The organism is Streptomyces chlorus (genome assembly GCF_042655885.1).
GTDB classification, from domain to species: domain Bacteria; phylum Actinomycetota; class Actinomycetes; order Streptomycetales; family Streptomycetaceae; genus Streptomyces; species Streptomyces chlorus.
Genome location: NZ_JBHSOA010000012.1, coordinates 157861 through 172938, shown reverse-complemented (window position 1 = coordinate 172938; position 15078 = coordinate 157861). Strand labels below are relative to the sequence as shown.

Sequence of the window (15078 nt, the reverse complement as noted above, 5' to 3'; positions counted from 1 at the left end):
CCCGCCCCCACCCCCACCGACACTCATACAGCCGGCGGCAGCGACGACGGCCAGGACGGTGGCAGCCAGGCGGACAGGTACGTACAAGGGGCGCACGAGGCCACCTCCGGTCGGAATGCTGGGTCGGACTGTCCAACTCCCACCGCCCGCAGGAGGACACGCCGTCAGCACACCAGTGACACGCCGGTGACCTATCCGTAGCCGAGTGCGTGCAGCCGGGCGTCGTCGATCCCGAAGTGGTGCGCGATCTCGTGCACCACGGTGATCTCCGACTCGGCGACGACATCCTCCCGGGACTCGCACATCCGCAGGGTCGGCCCCCGGTAGATGGTGATCCGGTCCGGCAGCACCCCCGCGTACCACTCGCCCCGCTCGGTCAGCGGAGTCCCCTCGTACAGCCCCAGCAGCTCGGGATCGTCCGTCGGCGGCTCGTCCTCGACGAACACCGCGACGTTGTCCATCAGCCGCGTCAGCTCCGGCGGGATCCGGTCGAGCGCCTCGGCGACCAGTTCCTCGAACTCCCCACGCGTCATCTCCAGCACAGATCCATTGTCGGCCATGAGCCATCCGTACGAGTCCCGCCGGGCGCCCCGCATATCCGGCGCGCCGCATGGGCATACGGGATCAATGGCACGCGTCCCCGCCGCAGTCAGGAACCTCCGACACCGCATCCGAAGGGTCCCGCGAGCCCTCACCCGCCGTCACCGCTCCCGCCGCCCCGCCGCCCCGGCGACGGCCGTCACCACCACACTCGCCGCCCGGCCGCCCCACCCCTGGAAGCGCGTCGCCGGGCTCCTCGCCGTCGTCCTGCTGGGCGCCTGGCTCGGCCTGCTGATCGTGGGCAATGTGCGCGTCCCTGTCGGCCCCATGGACACGACCATGACCCTGCGCCCGTCCCTCACGGGTGGCACGAAGATCAACGTGTCCCCCCTGGGCGCCCTCGAACTCGACAGCCACCAAGCCCCCGTCCGCCTCGACGTCAATGTCGACCAGCTCGACCCCGCCCGCTCCCAGGCCCTCGTCGACCATCCCGAGCGCTTCTCCGGGCTCCAGGACGAAGTCACCCAGGACATCGCCCGCGGCACCGCCGACCTCGCCGTGCGCTCCGTCGTCGCCGTCGTCACCGGCGCCACCGCCCTGGGCCTCGCCGTCTACCGGCGCCCCCGCAGGGCCCTGGCCGCGGGCGGCCTCGCCCTCACCCTTCTGGCCGCGTCCGGCGGCACCGCGTACGCCACCTGGAACCCGGACTCCGTCCTCGAACCAAGGTTCTCCGGGCTGCTCTCCTCGGCGCCCTCCCTGGTCGGCAACGCCCGCAGCATCGTCACGGAGTTCGACGTCTACCAGAAGGAACTGGCCCGCCTGGTCACCAACGTGACGAAGCTCTACGACGCCACCTCCACGCTCCCCGCCTACCAGCCCGACCCGACGACCCTCCGGGTCCTGCACGTCTCCGACATCCACCTCAACCCCGCGAGCTGGGCGATCATCGCCTCGCTCGTCGAGCAGTACCAGGTGGACGTCATCGTCGACTCCGGCGACACCATGGACCACGGCACCGCCGCCGAGAACGGCTTCCTCGACCCCATCAAGGACCTCGGCGCCCCCTACGTCTGGGTCCGCGGCAACCACGACTCGCTCGTCACCCAGCGCCATCTCGAAGGCCTCAAGAACGTCCACGTCCTGGACGACGGTCGGGCCAGAACCATCGCGGGCCTGCGCTTCGCCGGCATCGGCGACCCGCAGTTCACCCCGGACCGCTCCACGAAACCCGGCGCCGAGCAGTCCCAGGAACTCGCGGGCGCCCGTCTCGCCTCCGCCCTGCGGGACCAGCGTGCCGCCGGCACCCCGGTCGACGTGGCCATCGCCCATGAACCGGCGGCGGCCCGCGAGGTGGACGGCACGGTACCCCTCGTCCTGGCCGGGCACGTCCACCGCCAGAAGACCCAGGTCATGAAGTACGGCACCCGGCTCCGCATCGAAGGCTCCACCGGCGGCAGCGGCCTGCGCGCGATCGAGGGCGAACACCCCGACCCGATCGAGACCTCGATCCTCTACTTCGACCGCGACACCCGCCGCCTCCAGGCCTGGGACGCGATCAGGCTGGGCGGCCTGGGTCTGACCACGGCAGAGGTCAGCCGGCACCTCCCCAAGGAGAACCAACCAGGCGCGTCCCCGTCCGGTGCTCCCTCCGGTTCCCCGTCGGCGTCACCCACGGGACCGCCCGCCGATTCCCCCGCCGGAACCCCCTCCCCTCCCTCGTCCCCGCCACCCACCCGGCTCCCCTCCCCCACCCCTTCGACGACCACCCCGTAAACCGTTTTGGCGATCCCTCCCGGCATCACATATGCTTCGGACGTCCCCGACGCGCTGAGAAGCGCCCAGGCGGGCCGATAGCCCTCATCGTCTAGCGGCCTAGGACGCCGCCCTTTCAAGGCGGTAGCACGGGTTCGAATCCCGTTGGGGGCACGCACCACCCTGTGCGACACTGTCGTACGGAGCTTGGTCCTGTGGAGCAGTTTGGAGTGCTCGCCACCCTGTCAAGGTGGAGGCCGCGGGTTCAAATCCCGTCAGGACCGCTGAGGTTTCACGTGAAACCTCGTGGCTGGGTAGCTCAGTTGGTACGAGCGATCGCCTGAAAAGCGATAGGTCGCCGGTTCGACCCCGGCCCCAGCCACAACACACACCCCCTCCGGATTTCGGAGGGGGTGTTCTCGTGCACTCACCGGTCCTGGCGGCTCGAGGTGCGGTGAGGTCCGGGCCGGCGGGCCAAAACCGTTCGCCACACAATTCTCGAGGATGAGATCCTGGTTCCCGTATGTCCACGCACCCTGCCTCCGCCCCTTCCTCCGGCGCCCCTTCCTTCGGCGCCCCCTCCTTCGGCGCTCTCGCCTCTCGCCTGACCGAGCTCTCGCTGCGCGACACGCAGCGACTCGGGCGCAGGCTCGAGGGCGCGCGCAAGATACATAAGCCGGAGGCCAAGGCCGCCGTACTCGGCGAGATCGAGGCGGAGGTCGCCCAGGCCGAGGAGCGGATGGCCCGGCGGCGGGCGCGGGTACCGGCGGTCACGTATCCGGAGCAGCTGCCGGTCAGCCAGAAGAAGGACGTGATCGCCGAGGCCATCCGCGATCACCAGGTAGTGATCGTCGCGGGTGAGACGGGTTCCGGCAAGACCACGCAGATCCCGAAGATCTGTATGGAGCTGGGCCGGGGCGTCCGCGGGATGATCGGGCACACGCAACCTCGCCGGATCGCCGCCCGCACGGTCGCGGAGCGGGTCGCGGAGGAGCTGGACACCCCACTCGGGGAGGCCGTCGGCTGGAAGGTGCGGTTCACCGACCAGGTGAGCCCGGAGTCCACCTTCGTCAAGCTGATGACCGATGGCATTCTGCTCGCCGAGATCCAGACGGACCGTGAGCTGCGCGCCTACGACACGATCATCATCGACGAGGCCCACGAGCGGTCGCTGAACATCGACTTCCTGTTGGGCTATCTCGCTCAGCTGCTGCCCAGACGCCCGGACCTGAAGGTCGTCATCACCTCGGCGACCATCGACCCGGAGCGGTTCTCCCGCCACTTCGGCGATGCTCCGATCGTCGAGGTCAGCGGTCGTACATACCCCGTCGAGGTGCGCTACCGGCCGCTGCTCGAGGAGGACTCGGAGGACGTCGACCGCGATCAGATCACCGCGATCACGGACGCGGTCGAGGAATTGATGGCCGAGGGGCCCGGCGACATCCTGGTCTTCCTGTCCGGCGAGCGGGAGATCCGGGACACGGCGGACGCGCTGACGAAGAAGACGTACCCCCGCGCCGGGGGCGCTGAGGGGCACAGCACCGAGGTGCTGCCGCTCTACGCGCGGCTCTCGCACGCCGAACAGCACCGTGTCTTCCAGCAGCACAGCGGCCGCAGGATCGTTCTGGCGACCAACGTCGCGGAGACGTCGCTGACGGTGCCGGGCATCAAGTACGTCATCGACCCCGGGTTCGCCCGGATCTCCCGCTACAGCCACCGGACCAAGGTGCAGCGGCTGCCGATCGAGGCGGTGTCGCAGGCCAGCGCCAACCAGCGCAAGGGCCGCTGCGGGCGTACGTCGGACGGTATCTGCATCCGGCTGTACAGCGAGGACGACTTCGACACCCGCCCGGAGTTCACGGACGCGGAGATCCTCCGTACCAACCTGGCGTCGGTCATCCTGCAGATGACGGCGGCGGGCCTCGGCGAGATCGAGAAGTTCCCGTTCATCGACCCGCCGGACCACCGGAACATCCGCGACGGTGTGCAGCTGCTCCAGGAACTCAACGCCCTCGATCCGGCGCAGAAGGACCCCCGCAAGCGGCTGACGGAGACCGGGCGGAAGCTGGCCCAGCTGCCGGTCGACCCGCGGCTGGCGCGCATGGTGCTGGAGGCGGACCGCAACGGCTGTGTCCGCGAGGTCATGGTGATCGCGGCGGCGCTGTCCATCCAGGACCCGCGCGAGCGGCCGGCCGACAAGCAGACCCAGGCGGACCAGCAGCATGCCCGGTTCCGGGACGAGACCAGCGATTTCCTCGCCTACCTCAACCTGTGGCGCTATGTGCGGGAGCAGCAGAAGGAGCGCGGCTCGTCGTCCTTCCGCCGCATGTGCAAGCAGGAGTACCTGAACTTCCTGCGGATCCGTGAGTGGCAGGACATCTACACGCAGCTGCGCACGGTCGCCAAGCAGATGGGCATCCACCTCAACGAGGAGGACGCTCCCGGGGACCGCGTCCACATCTCCCTCCTCGCGGGCCTGCTCTCCCACATCGGGATGAAGGACGTGAAGGAGTCGAAGGACTCCGGGCAGACCGGCCGCAAGGACGGGAGCGGTCGCAAGGACACCGGCGGGCGCAACGAGTACGTGGGCGCGCGCAACGCCAAGTTCGCGATCTTCCCGGGTTCGGCGCTGTTCAAGAAGCCGCCGCGGTTCGTGATGTCGGCGGAGCTCGTCGAGACGTCCCGGCTGTGGGCACGGGTCAACGCGAAGGTCGAGCCGGAGTGGGTCGAGCCGCTCGCCGAGCACCTGCTGAAGCGCACGTACAGCGAGCCGCACTGGGAGAAGGACCAGGCCGCGGTGATGGCGTACGAGAAGGTCACGCTGTACGGCGTACCGATCGTCGCCCAGCGGAAGGTGAACTACGGCCGGATCGACGCCGAGGTGTCGCGCGAGCTGTTCATCCGCAACGCGCTGGTCGAGGGCGACTGGCGCACGCACCACAAGTTCTTCGCGGACAACCGCAAGCTGCTCACCGAGGTCGAGGAGCTGGAGCACCGGGCGCGGCGCCGGAACATCCTGGTCGACGACGAGACCCTGTTCGACTTCTACGACCAGCGGGTGCCCGAACATGTCGTGTCGGGGGCGCACTTCGACTCGTGGTGGAAGCACAAACGGCACGAGCAGCCGGACTTCCTCGACTTCGAGCGCGAGATGCTCATCCGCGAGTCGGCCCAGGCCGTCACCAAGGCCGACTATCCGGACTCCTGGCGGCAGGGTGCCCTCACGTTCCGGGTGACGTACCAGTTCGAGCCGGGTGCGGACGCGGACGGGGTGACGGTCCATGTGCCGCTCCAGGTGCTGAATCAGGTCACGGACGAGGGCTTCGACTGGCAGATCCCGGGTCTGCGGGAGGAGGTCGTCACGGAGCTGATCCGTTCCCTCCCCAAGCCGATCCGCCGCCACTACGTGCCGGCGCCGAACTACGCGAAGGCGTTCCTGGAGCGGACGTCGTCCCCGGAGGGGCGCAATCGAACACAGTCCCTTCAGGAGCCGCTGACCACGACGATGGCCCGCGAGCTGAAGCGGATGGTCGGGGTGCCGTTCGACGCGGACGACTTCGACTGGTCCAAGGTCCCCGACCACTTGAAGGTCACCTTCCGGATCGTCGACGAGCGGCGCCGGAAGATCGCCGAGGACAAGGACCTGGAGGCGCTCCGGCTCCGGCTGAAGCCGAAGGCCCGCCAGGCGCTCTCCCAGGCGGCGGCCGCCACGGCCGAGCGCGAGGGCGGTGAGTCGCTGGAGCGGACGGGCCTGACCGACTGGACCGTCGGCGCGCTGACCCGTGTCTTCGAGACACGGCGGGCCGGCCAGCCGGTGAAGGCGTTCCCCGCGCTGGTCGACGACGGCGACACGGTCTCCGTACGCCTCTTCGACACGGAGGCGGAGCAGCAGCCGGCGATGTGGAAGGGCACGCGTCGTCTCATCCTGCGCAATATTCCGGTGAACCCTGCGAAGTTCGCATCCGAGAAGTTGGCGAACGCTCAGAAGCTCGCCCTGTCGGCGAATCCGCACGGTTCCGTGCAGGCGCTGTTCGACGACTGCGCGATGGCGGCGGCGGACCGGCTGATCGCGGACTTCGGCGGGCCGGTATGGGACGAGGAGTCGTACCGCAAGCTGTACGACAAGGTACGCGCCGAGATCGTCGACACGACCGTCCGCGCGGTGGGCCAGGTGCAGCAGGTGCTGGCCGCCTGGCAGGCGTGCGAGCGACGGCTGAAGAGCGTCCGCAGCCCCGCGCTGCTGGCCAACCTCCAGGACGTACGCGGGCAGCTGGACGCCCTGGTGAAGCCGGGCTTCGTGACGGCGACGGGGCTGCGCCGGCTGCCGGACCTGATGCGGTACCTGGTGGCCGTGGACCGTCGCCTCCAGCAGATGCCGGCGAACGTCCAGCGGGACACGACCCGCATGGAGAAGGTCCACGAGATGCGGGACGAGTACGCCTGGCTGCTGGAACAGCTGCCCCAGGGGCGTCCAGTGCCGCAGCAGGTGCTGGATATCCGCTGGATGATCGAGGAGCTCCGGGTCAGCTATTTCGCCCACGCGCTGGGTACCGCGTACCCGGTCTCGGACAAGCGGATCGTCAAGGCGATCGACGCCGCCGTTCCGTGACGAAGAGGCGACACGGGGTGAGTTCGACCAGCGGGCCGCGGCTCCTGTACAGTCTCTTCTCGCAGCGCAAGACAGCAATCGCACTGCGAAACCTGGTCCTGTGGAGCAGTTTGGAGTGCTCGCCACCCTGTCAAGGTGGAGGCCGCGGGTTCAAATCCCGTCAGGACCGCACATTCGAAGGGCCTCGTCACCACGACGGGGCCCTTTCGCATCCCCCCACACCCCCCCCAGAGGGAGACCGCGCCCGCGGCGCAGCCGCAATCAGACACAGCAAATCCCGTCAGGACCGCACATTCGAAGGGCCCCGTCACCACGACGGGGCCCTTTCGCATCCCCCCACACCACCCCCAGAGGGAGACCGCGCCCGCGGCGCAGCCGCAATCAGACACAGCAAATCCCGTCAGGACCGCACATTCGAAGGGCCCCACCGTCAGGTGGGGCCCTTCTCGCGTCTCCGGGCCCACCCCCTCAGCCCTGTCGAGGTGGAGGCCGCGTCCGCGTCTTTCGCATCTCCGGCCCACCCTCGCCGTGGAACCCGTCTCATACGTCCTGCGCCTCCCCTCCCCGCACCCCCACCCTCCCCCACCGCCGGTGCCCGCCACTCAACGCCCCTCACCGGCCGACTGATGGCCTTTCAGGTGCTCCTGGGATTTGGGAGGCCCGCACTCCGCTTCATGCGCCTCTGCGGCCTCCTGGCGGAGGTCCGGATGTCTTGACGGGACGGGATTCCCTGGGTACCTCAGGTAGCAGGGCCGCCCACGGTGCGGCCACGGGAGGTGGCGTATGCCGACATCGGCCAGGCACGAGACGCAGGCATTGCTCCGCGCGCACCTGTCGGCTGCCTCGTCCTTCGGGCATCTCACCCGCCACTGTCCGGTCTGCCATCGCCTGTTGCGGCTGGCCATGGACTCCCCACCCCGCACCGCCGAGCGCACCGAGCGCCCGGAGCAGCCACCGCGCCCCGCCGAGCCCACACAGCCCGCCGAGCCCACACGGCCGGCCGAGTCCACGGAGCGCCCCCCGGAGCGCGTCGAAGGCGAGGGCGCCCCCACCGCCTAGCCCCACCGCCCCAGTCCCTGCGCCCCGCACCCGAGTTGCTTCACATCGGGCCCCACGCCCGCCGCTCTAGCGCATATGCCGGTGGCCCAACAAGGCGACCGGTATGTGATGGGTGTCACCGCGCGAGTTTCGGGAAGTCCGGCACTTACCCACCTCCTACAACAAGTCAATTTAATATGTGCAATTGCACTACCCCCAAAGGCCCGCACAAACCTCCGCACAGGCGCTCCCCCCAGAGCCACCCCCGAAGCCGGACAAGCCCGCACACGGGCCCCGCACGGGCCCACCCCGTGGACACCGCACCGACACACCACCGGCAGCGCACCGCACAAAAAAATCGCGCTGGACTCGGCGGAGTCCAGCGCGATCGACGACGCACCCGGTTCAGCTGCCGGGAAAGCTCTGATCGGCTTGGGTGAGGGGCCTGTTGGGGCAGTCCCCGCGTCGTGTGGAGCTGTAGGTCCGAACACCTCGGCAAGTGGGGGACCGGCCGGTTTGTCCGGGTTATTCAGTTGTTCAGGCCTCGCTGCGCTGCTGCGGAATGCCCGCGAGCAGGGCGCGAACCTCGGCTTCGCGGTAGCGGCGATGCCCGCCGAGCGTGCGGATCGACGTGAGCTTGCCGGCCTTCGCCCAACGCGTGACCGTCTTCGGGTCGACGCGGAACATGGTGGCGACCTCAGCCGGGGTCAGCAGCGGCTCGGCATCAGGGGTGCGAGCGGTCATGAGCGGCCTCCTCGGGAGAACCGAACCTTCTCGGTTCTTTCCTCTAAATTCTGCACCTTGACCCGCGTTGCCCGAAATGGCGGACGCGAGTCGAGTCGGTTATAGGACGAACGGCTTGTCCTCGGCACTACAACTACACCATCCGTCCAGCCGCGTCGGCCAAACCGATGGAATTGCCCTCCCAGGTGCTCATCAGCCGCGGAAGCCGATGGACCATGCCATAGCGGACAGTCACGCGGTTGTGACGATCAGTCACAGCCGCGATCAGGGGGCACTGGACCCCCCAAAGCACGCAATGCCGGGATTCCGCCCATAGCCGAGCACAGCAGGACGGAGGAGTCCTCCCCGGACTCCTTGTCCTATTTTGGCACGAGGGGGGGCAAGTGGCGCAAGGGCCGCGTACGTGCGGTCCGTCACCCTTGACCCGCTTGGGACATACGCCCGGATCGGCATGTACGTCCGTTGTTCGGTCCAGGTTGACGAAACCTCAGGGCGACGACAAAACCCCAAGAAGGGCGTTTGGTCAAACGCCAGTTCGTTACCGCGGCCGGAACGTCCGACCGAGCCCGTCGGAGCACTGGCCGGGCACGACCCGTCGCGGCCGGGCGTCAGTTGGCCGACCGCAGGTCCCGGACCGAGCGCCAGCGCTCCACCAGCCGCCCGTAGGCCTCCCCCGCGGTCGCCCCGTCGCCGCGGCGCAGCGCCGTGATCCCCTCGGCCACATCCGCCGCGGAGTGGTCGTCCTCCAGCGCGCCGGCCGGCAGGGCGTGCACCAGCCCGCCGTAGTCCAGTTCGACCAGCGACCGCGGATGAAACTCCTCCAGCCAGCGCCCCACGTCCACCAGGCCGTCGATCAGCGGCCCCTCGTCCATGGCGGTCTTCAGCGCCCGCAGCCCGCGCGCCACCCGCCGTCGCGCCTCGACCATGGGAGTGCGGTACCGCAGTACGGGGGCCTCACCGGTGGAGTTCGCGGAGTCGACGGAACCGGGGGAGCCCCGGGAGCCCTTGTCGTACTCGCGCTCCTCGTCCGAGACCAGCACGAACCAGTTGATCGGCACCTGCCAGGTCGCGGTGCGGATCCACGGCCGGGCGTCGGGGTGAGCAGCCAGCCAGCGCTCGTAGTCCTCGGCGGCCTGGCGCCGCACGAACGGGGGCAGGAGCGCGTCCAGGACCGGCAGGGGAAATTCCTCGGCGAGTTCCCCCAGGGCCTGCCAGCCGCGCAGCCGGGTGCGCCAGGGGCAGACGCAGACCACGCCGTCGACCTCCAGCACGAACGCGTCGTCGCTCTCCCGCACCGGGACCGGGACCGGCGGGGTCGGCACGACGTCGGCCAGGGCCAGGCGGAGTTCGTCCTGGTAGGAGGGGAGGTCGAGGCGGCGGGCGTAACGGGCCCAGTGACCGCGCTCCGGCTCGGGGAAGGCGGTCAGTGGTTCGTACACGCGCAGGTAGGCCGCGTAGGGGACGATCACCGAGGAGACCTTGGGCACGCCTGCTCCCTCCCCCGCGCACCGGCGCGAAAACCTGCGGGTCCGCCCACGGACGCCCGGGTGGCGGACGGATGGCACGGACATACGGGCAAATCGTCGCACGGCGCTCCCGCACGGGAAGCCGCGCGGAGGTGATCCTGGACACGTTGCCGCCCCCGCGGGCGGCAGGCTCTAACCTCGTGCTCACAGCCTCCGCCACCGCCCCCACCGCCACAAGCGCGGGGGAGTTTCGGGAACTGTGTCCACCCGCCGCTACTGACTCAGGAGTCACCACCGTGACCGACGTATCTGACGGCGTCCTGCACACCCTGTTCCATTCGGACCAGGGCGGTCACGAGCAAGTCGTGCTCTGCCAGGACCGTGCCAGTGGCCTCAAGGCCATCATCGCCCTCCACTCCACCGCCCTGGGCCCCGCCCTCGGCGGCACGCGCTTCTACCCGTACGCGACCGAGGAGGAGGCCGTCGCCGACGCGCTGAACCTCGCGCGCGGGATGTCGTACAAAAACGCCATGGCCGGTCTCGACCACGGCGGCGGCAAAGCAGTGATCATCGGCGACCCCGGGAGGGACAAGACCGAGGAGCTGCTGCTCGCCTACGGCCGGTTCGTCGCCTCGCTGGGCGGCCGGTACGTCACCGCCTGCGATGTCGGCACCTATGTCGCCGACATGGACGTCGTGGCCCGCGAGTGCCGCTGGACCACCGGCCGCTCCCCCGAGAACGGCGGCGCCGGCGACTCGTCCGTACTCACCGCGTTCGGCGTCTACCAGGGGATGCGGGCCTCGGCCCAGCACCTGTGGGGCGACCCCTCGCTGCGCGACCGCAGGATCGGCGTGGCGGGCGTCGGCAAGGTCGGCCACCACCTGGTGGACCACCTGCGCAAGGAGGGCGCCGAGGTCGTGATCACCGACGTGCGCGAGGACGCCGTGCGGCGGGTCCTGGACCGGCACCCGCAGGGCGTCACGGCCGTCGCCGACACCGAGGCGCTGATCCGCACCGAGGGCCTGGACGTGTACGCCCCGTGCGCGCTGGGCGGTGCGCTGAACGACGGCAGCGTGCCGGTGCTGACCGCCGCGGTGGTCTGCGGCGCCGCCAACAACCAGCTCGCCCACCCGGGCGTCGAGAAGGACCTCGCCGACCGCGGGATCCTCTACGCGCCGGACTACGTGGTGAACGCCGGCGGGGTCATCCAGGTCGCCGACGAACTGCACGGCTTCGACTTCGACCGGTGCAGGGCGAAGGCGGCGAAGATCTTCGACACCACGCTCGCCATATTCGCACGTGCGAAGTCGGACGGGATTCCGCCGGCCGCGGCGGCCGACCGGATCGCCGAACAGCGGATGGCGGAGGCGCGCGCGTCGCGCTGAACCCCGTACGGCTCCCGTACGGGACAAGGACGTGACACGTACAGGGCGCGTACGGGGCACGTACGTGACGCGTACAAGGCGCGTACGGGGCATCTGCGGTACGGATGCGGGGGCGGGCCGGTGAGTCCGCCCCCGCACGCTGTTCGCACATCTGGCCGGTACCCGCGGAGTGCCACTTCGAGAGAACTCTCACTTCTCCCGGCGGGTCGCCCCCCGACAAGTGCTTGAAAACGCACGTGACCAGGGAGAACAGGGTGCTCCGAGGGTCCCGGACGGGGCACGTCATGCGGGCGACGTACCGGATGGGCGTGGGCTCAGGTACCGTGGGAGCCCTACGGACCGGACTCTCCATGGAGAGTCCGTTCCGGACCATGAACGCGTGTCAAGACTCTGGGGCCGTCGAGCCCCGTCGTTGAGGGGGTCGAGCCATGGGGCGCGGCCGGGCCAAGGCCAAGCAGACGAAGGTCGCCCGCCAGCTGAAGTACAACAGCGGCGGGACGGACCTCGCACGCCTGGCCGAGGAGCTGGGTGCATCGCCTTCGAACACGTCACCGAATATCAATGGTGACCCTGTGGAGGACGATGAGCAGGACGACGATCTGTACGCACGGTACGCCGACCTCTATGAGGAAGACGACGATGACGAGGACGACCAGTCCCCGCCACAGCGTCGTGGCGCTTGACCTTGCACTGAATCATCAGCCCGGTCGGTGACTCCGGTCACCGACCGGGTTCTGTGCTGCCCGCCCGCGCGGTCCGGCACCGTACCGGGTGTGCTCGGCATGCTCGGTGTGTTTCGCATGCTCTGCGTGCCCGGCGTCAGGACGCCCGGCGCACCCGGTTCACCCGGCTCGCTCAGCCCGCGTAGTCACCCACCAGTTCCGCTCCCGTCGCCCGGTCGCCGCGGCCGGTGATCTCGCCGGCCACCCAGGCGTCCAGCCCTCGGTCGGCCAGCGTCGTCAGCGCCACGTCCGTGGACTCCTCCGGCACGATCGCGATCATGCCAACGCCCATGTTCAGGGTCTTCTCCAGCTCCAGACGCTCGACCGAGCCGGTCCGGCCGACGAGGTCGAAGACCGGGCCCGGAGTCCAGGTGGAGCGGTCCACGACCGCGTGCAGCCCATCGGGGACGACACGGGCCAGGTTGGCCGCGAGGCCGCCGCCGGTGACGTGGCTGAAGGCGTGCACCTCGGTGGTGGAGATCAGGGCCAGGCAGTCCAGCGAGTAGATCCGGGTGGGCTCCAGGAGTTCCTCGCCGAGAGTGCGGCCCAGGTCGTCGATGTGGCCCTCCAGGGCGAGTCCGGCCCGGTCCAGCAGGACGTGCCGGACCAGCGAATACCCGTTCGAGTGGAGTCCGGAGGCGGCCATGGCGATGACCGTGTCGCCCTCGCGGATACGGTCCGCGCCGAGCAGCCGGTCGGCCTCCACGACGCCCGTACCGGCGCCGGCGACGTCGAAGTCGTCCTCGCCCAGCAGGCCCGGGTGCTCGGCCGTCTCACCGCCGACCAGAGCGCAGCCGGCCAGCACACAGCCCTCGGCGATGCCCTTGACGATCGCGGCGACCCGCTCGGGGTGGACCTTGCCGACGCAGATGTAGTCGGTCATGAACAGCGGCTCCGCGCCGCACACCACGATGTCGTCCATCACCATGGCGACCAGGTCGTGGCCGATGGTGTCGTAGACGCCCATCCGGCGGGCGATGTCGACCTTGGTGCCGACGCCGTCCGTGGCGGAGGCGAGCAGGGGGCGCTCGTAGTTCTTCAGCGCGGAGACGTCGAAGAGGCCGGCGAAGCCCCCGAGGCCGCCGAGGACCTCGGGACGCCGGGTCTTTTTGACCCATTCCTTCATCAGCTCGACCGCTCGGTCGCCTGCGTCGATGTCGACGCCCGCGGTCTTGTAGGACGCCGCCGCGGGGCCGGCGCCAGTGTTCTCAGACATGACTGTGAGAGCCTTCGTCTCGTTGCGGCAGGGCTTACGGGCGGCGGATCGCGTCGACCGCGGCCGGCTCGGCCGTACCGGCGGCCAGCTCGGTCTCCAGCAGCCGCTTACCGAGGAGCTCGGGGTCGGGCAGATCCATCGGGTACTCGCCGTCGAAGCAGGCGCGGCACAGGTTCGGCTTGGCGATGGTCGTCGCCTCGATCATGCCGTCGATGGAGAGGTACGCCAGGGAGTCCGCGCCCAGGGTGGTGCCGATCTCCTCGACGGACATGCCGTTGGCGATGAGCTCGGCGCGGGTCGCGAAGTCGATGCCGAAGAAGCAGGGCCACTTCACGGGCGGCGAGGAGATCCGGATGTGGACCTCGGCGGCGCCCGCCTCGCGAAGCATGCGGACCAGGGCGCGCTGGGTGTTGCCGCGCACGATCGAGTCGTCGACGACGACCAGGCGCTTGCCCTTGATGACTTCCTTGAGCGGGTTCAGCTTCAGGCGGATGCCGAGCTGCCGGATGGTCTGCGACGGCTGGATGAACGTCCGTCCGACGTACGCGTTCTTGACCAGACCGGCGCCGAAGGGGATGCCGGACGCCTCCGCGTAGCCGATGGCGGCCGGGGTGCCGGACTCCGGCGTCGCTATCACCAGGTCGGCCTCGGCGGGCGCCTCCTTGGCGAGGCGACGGCCCATCTCGACGCGCGACAGATAGACGTTGCGTCCGGCGATGTCGGTGTCCGGGCGGGCCAGGTACACGTACTCGAAGACACAGCCCTTGGGCTTCGCTTCCGCGAACCGGGAAGAGCGCAGGCCGTTCTCGTCGATGGCGACGAACTCGCCCGGCTCGATCTCGCGCACATAGCTGGCGCCGCAGATGTCGAGGGCGGCGGACTCGGAGGCCACGACCCAGCCGCGCTCCAGTCGGCCGAGGACCAGCGGACGGATACCCTGCGGGTCACGGGCCGCGTACAACGTGTTCTCGTCCATGAAGACGAGGCTGAAAGCGCCCTTCACCTGCGGAAGGACCACGTGCGCGGCCTGCTCCACGGTCACCGGTTCGCCGTCGGCGGCGCGCTGGCCGGCCAGCAGGGCGGTGATCAGGTCGGTGTCGTTGGTGGCCGCCGCCCTCGGGGCGCGGCCGTTCTCCTTGGGGAGTTCGGCGACCAGCTCGGCGAGCTCCGCCGTGTTGACCAGATTGCCGTTGTGGCCGAGCGCGATCGATCCCTGCGCGGTGGCACGGAAGGTCGGCTGGGCGTTCTCCCACACGGAGGCGCCGGTGGTCGAGTAGCGGGCGTGACCGACCGCGATATGACCCTGGAGCGAACCGAGCGAGGTCTCGTCGAAGACCTGGGAAACCAGGCCCATGTCCTTGAAGACGAGGATCTGGGAGCCGTTGCTGACCGCGATACCCGCGGATTCCTGGCCCCGATGCTGGAGGGCGTAGAGCCCGAAGTACGTGAGCTTGGCGACCTCTTCGCCCGGAGCCCAGACACCGAAGACGCCGCAGGCGTCCTGGGGGCCCTTCTCTCCAGGGAGCAGGTCGTGGTTGAGTCGTCCGTCACCACGTGGCACGCCTCCGAGTGTAGGCGAGGTCGAGTGCTGGTCCGAATTGGGTAC

Annotated in this window: 10 protein-coding genes and 4 tRNA genes; 9 read left to right on the top strand and 5 right to left on the bottom strand. The window is 69.5% G+C overall.

What is annotated here, in order from left to right:
* Positions 1–191 precede the first annotated feature (191 nt).
* Entirely contained in the window at positions 192–542 is a 351-nt protein-coding gene (locus ACFPZI_RS07590) for a metallopeptidase family protein (RefSeq protein ID WP_381359999.1), read from the bottom strand.
* Positions 543–627: 85 nt separating this feature from the next.
* Here ACFPZI_RS07590 and ACFPZI_RS07585 point away from each other — a divergent pair, with 85 nt between their 5' ends.
* The 7 genes from ACFPZI_RS07585 to ACFPZI_RS07555 all read left to right on the top strand — a co-directional run bounded on the left by ACFPZI_RS07585 (position 628) and on the right by ACFPZI_RS07555 (position 7960).
* Positions 628–2313: a metallophosphoesterase gene (locus ACFPZI_RS07585; RefSeq protein WP_381359926.1), complete on the top strand. Its 1686-nt coding sequence runs from the start codon at positions 628–630 to the stop codon at positions 2311–2313.
* A gap of 80 nt (positions 2314–2393) precedes the next feature.
* A tRNA-Glu gene (locus ACFPZI_RS07580) sits at positions 2394–2466 on the top strand.
* A gap of 35 nt (positions 2467–2501) precedes the next feature.
* Positions 2502–2576 (top strand) — tRNA-Asp (locus tag ACFPZI_RS07575).
* Between the two features lie 24 nt (positions 2577–2600).
* Positions 2601–2674: transfer RNA gene (locus ACFPZI_RS07570), tRNA-Phe, on the top strand.
* A 141-nt stretch (positions 2675–2815) separates the two neighbouring features.
* The gene (gene hrpA, locus ACFPZI_RS07565; RefSeq protein ID WP_381359923.1) at positions 2816–6901 is read left to right on the top strand and encodes an ATP-dependent RNA helicase HrpA; all 4086 of its coding nucleotides are present in this window, start codon (positions 2816–2818) and stop codon (positions 6899–6901) included.
* A 94-nt stretch (positions 6902–6995) separates the two neighbouring features.
* A tRNA-Asp gene (locus tag ACFPZI_RS07560) sits at positions 6996–7070 on the top strand.
* A 614-nt stretch (positions 7071–7684) separates the two neighbouring features.
* A complete protein-coding gene (locus ACFPZI_RS07555; protein ID WP_381359920.1) occupies positions 7685–7960 on the top strand; it encodes a DUF6274 family protein in 276 nt (91 codons plus the stop codon).
* 516 nt (positions 7961–8476) lie between these two features.
* On the opposite strand, the gene bldC is transcribed toward ACFPZI_RS07555, so the two are convergent.
* Together bldC and ACFPZI_RS07545 are read right to left on the bottom strand one after the other, a co-directional pair.
* On the bottom strand, positions 8477–8683 hold the full coding sequence (gene bldC / locus ACFPZI_RS07550; RefSeq protein WP_003949541.1) for a developmental transcriptional regulator BldC: 207 nt from the start codon (positions 8681–8683) through the stop codon (positions 8477–8479).
* A gap of 608 nt (positions 8684–9291) precedes the next feature.
* Positions 9292–10170 (bottom strand): DUF8083 family protein, encoded by an 879-nt coding sequence (locus tag ACFPZI_RS07545; RefSeq protein WP_381359917.1) that lies wholly within the window; start codon positions 10168–10170, stop codon positions 9292–9294.
* A gap of 275 nt (positions 10171–10445) precedes the next feature.
* Here ACFPZI_RS07545 and ACFPZI_RS07540 point away from each other — a divergent pair, with 275 nt between their 5' ends.
* A complete protein-coding gene (locus tag ACFPZI_RS07540) occupies positions 10446–11534 on the top strand; it encodes a Leu/Phe/Val dehydrogenase (RefSeq protein ID WP_381359914.1) in 1089 nt (362 codons plus the stop codon).
* Positions 11535–11962: 428 nt separating this feature from the next.
* Complete coding sequence (locus ACFPZI_RS07535) at positions 11963–12217, top strand: DUF3073 domain-containing protein (RefSeq protein WP_381359911.1); 255 nt, start codon at positions 11963–11965, stop codon at positions 12215–12217.
* 172 nt (positions 12218–12389) lie between these two features.
* Here ACFPZI_RS07535 and purM read toward each other — a convergent pair whose 3' ends face one another.
* Together purM and purF are read right to left on the bottom strand one after the other, a co-directional pair.
* Positions 12390–13472, bottom strand: coding sequence for a phosphoribosylformylglycinamidine cyclo-ligase (gene purM, locus ACFPZI_RS07530; protein ID WP_381359908.1), 1083 nt, complete (start codon positions 13470–13472; stop codon positions 12390–12392).
* Between the two features lie 34 nt (positions 13473–13506).
* A complete protein-coding gene (gene purF, locus ACFPZI_RS07525) occupies positions 13507–15033 on the bottom strand; it encodes an amidophosphoribosyltransferase (RefSeq protein ID WP_381359905.1) in 1527 nt (508 codons plus the stop codon).
* Positions 15034–15078: the final 45 nt, after the last annotated feature.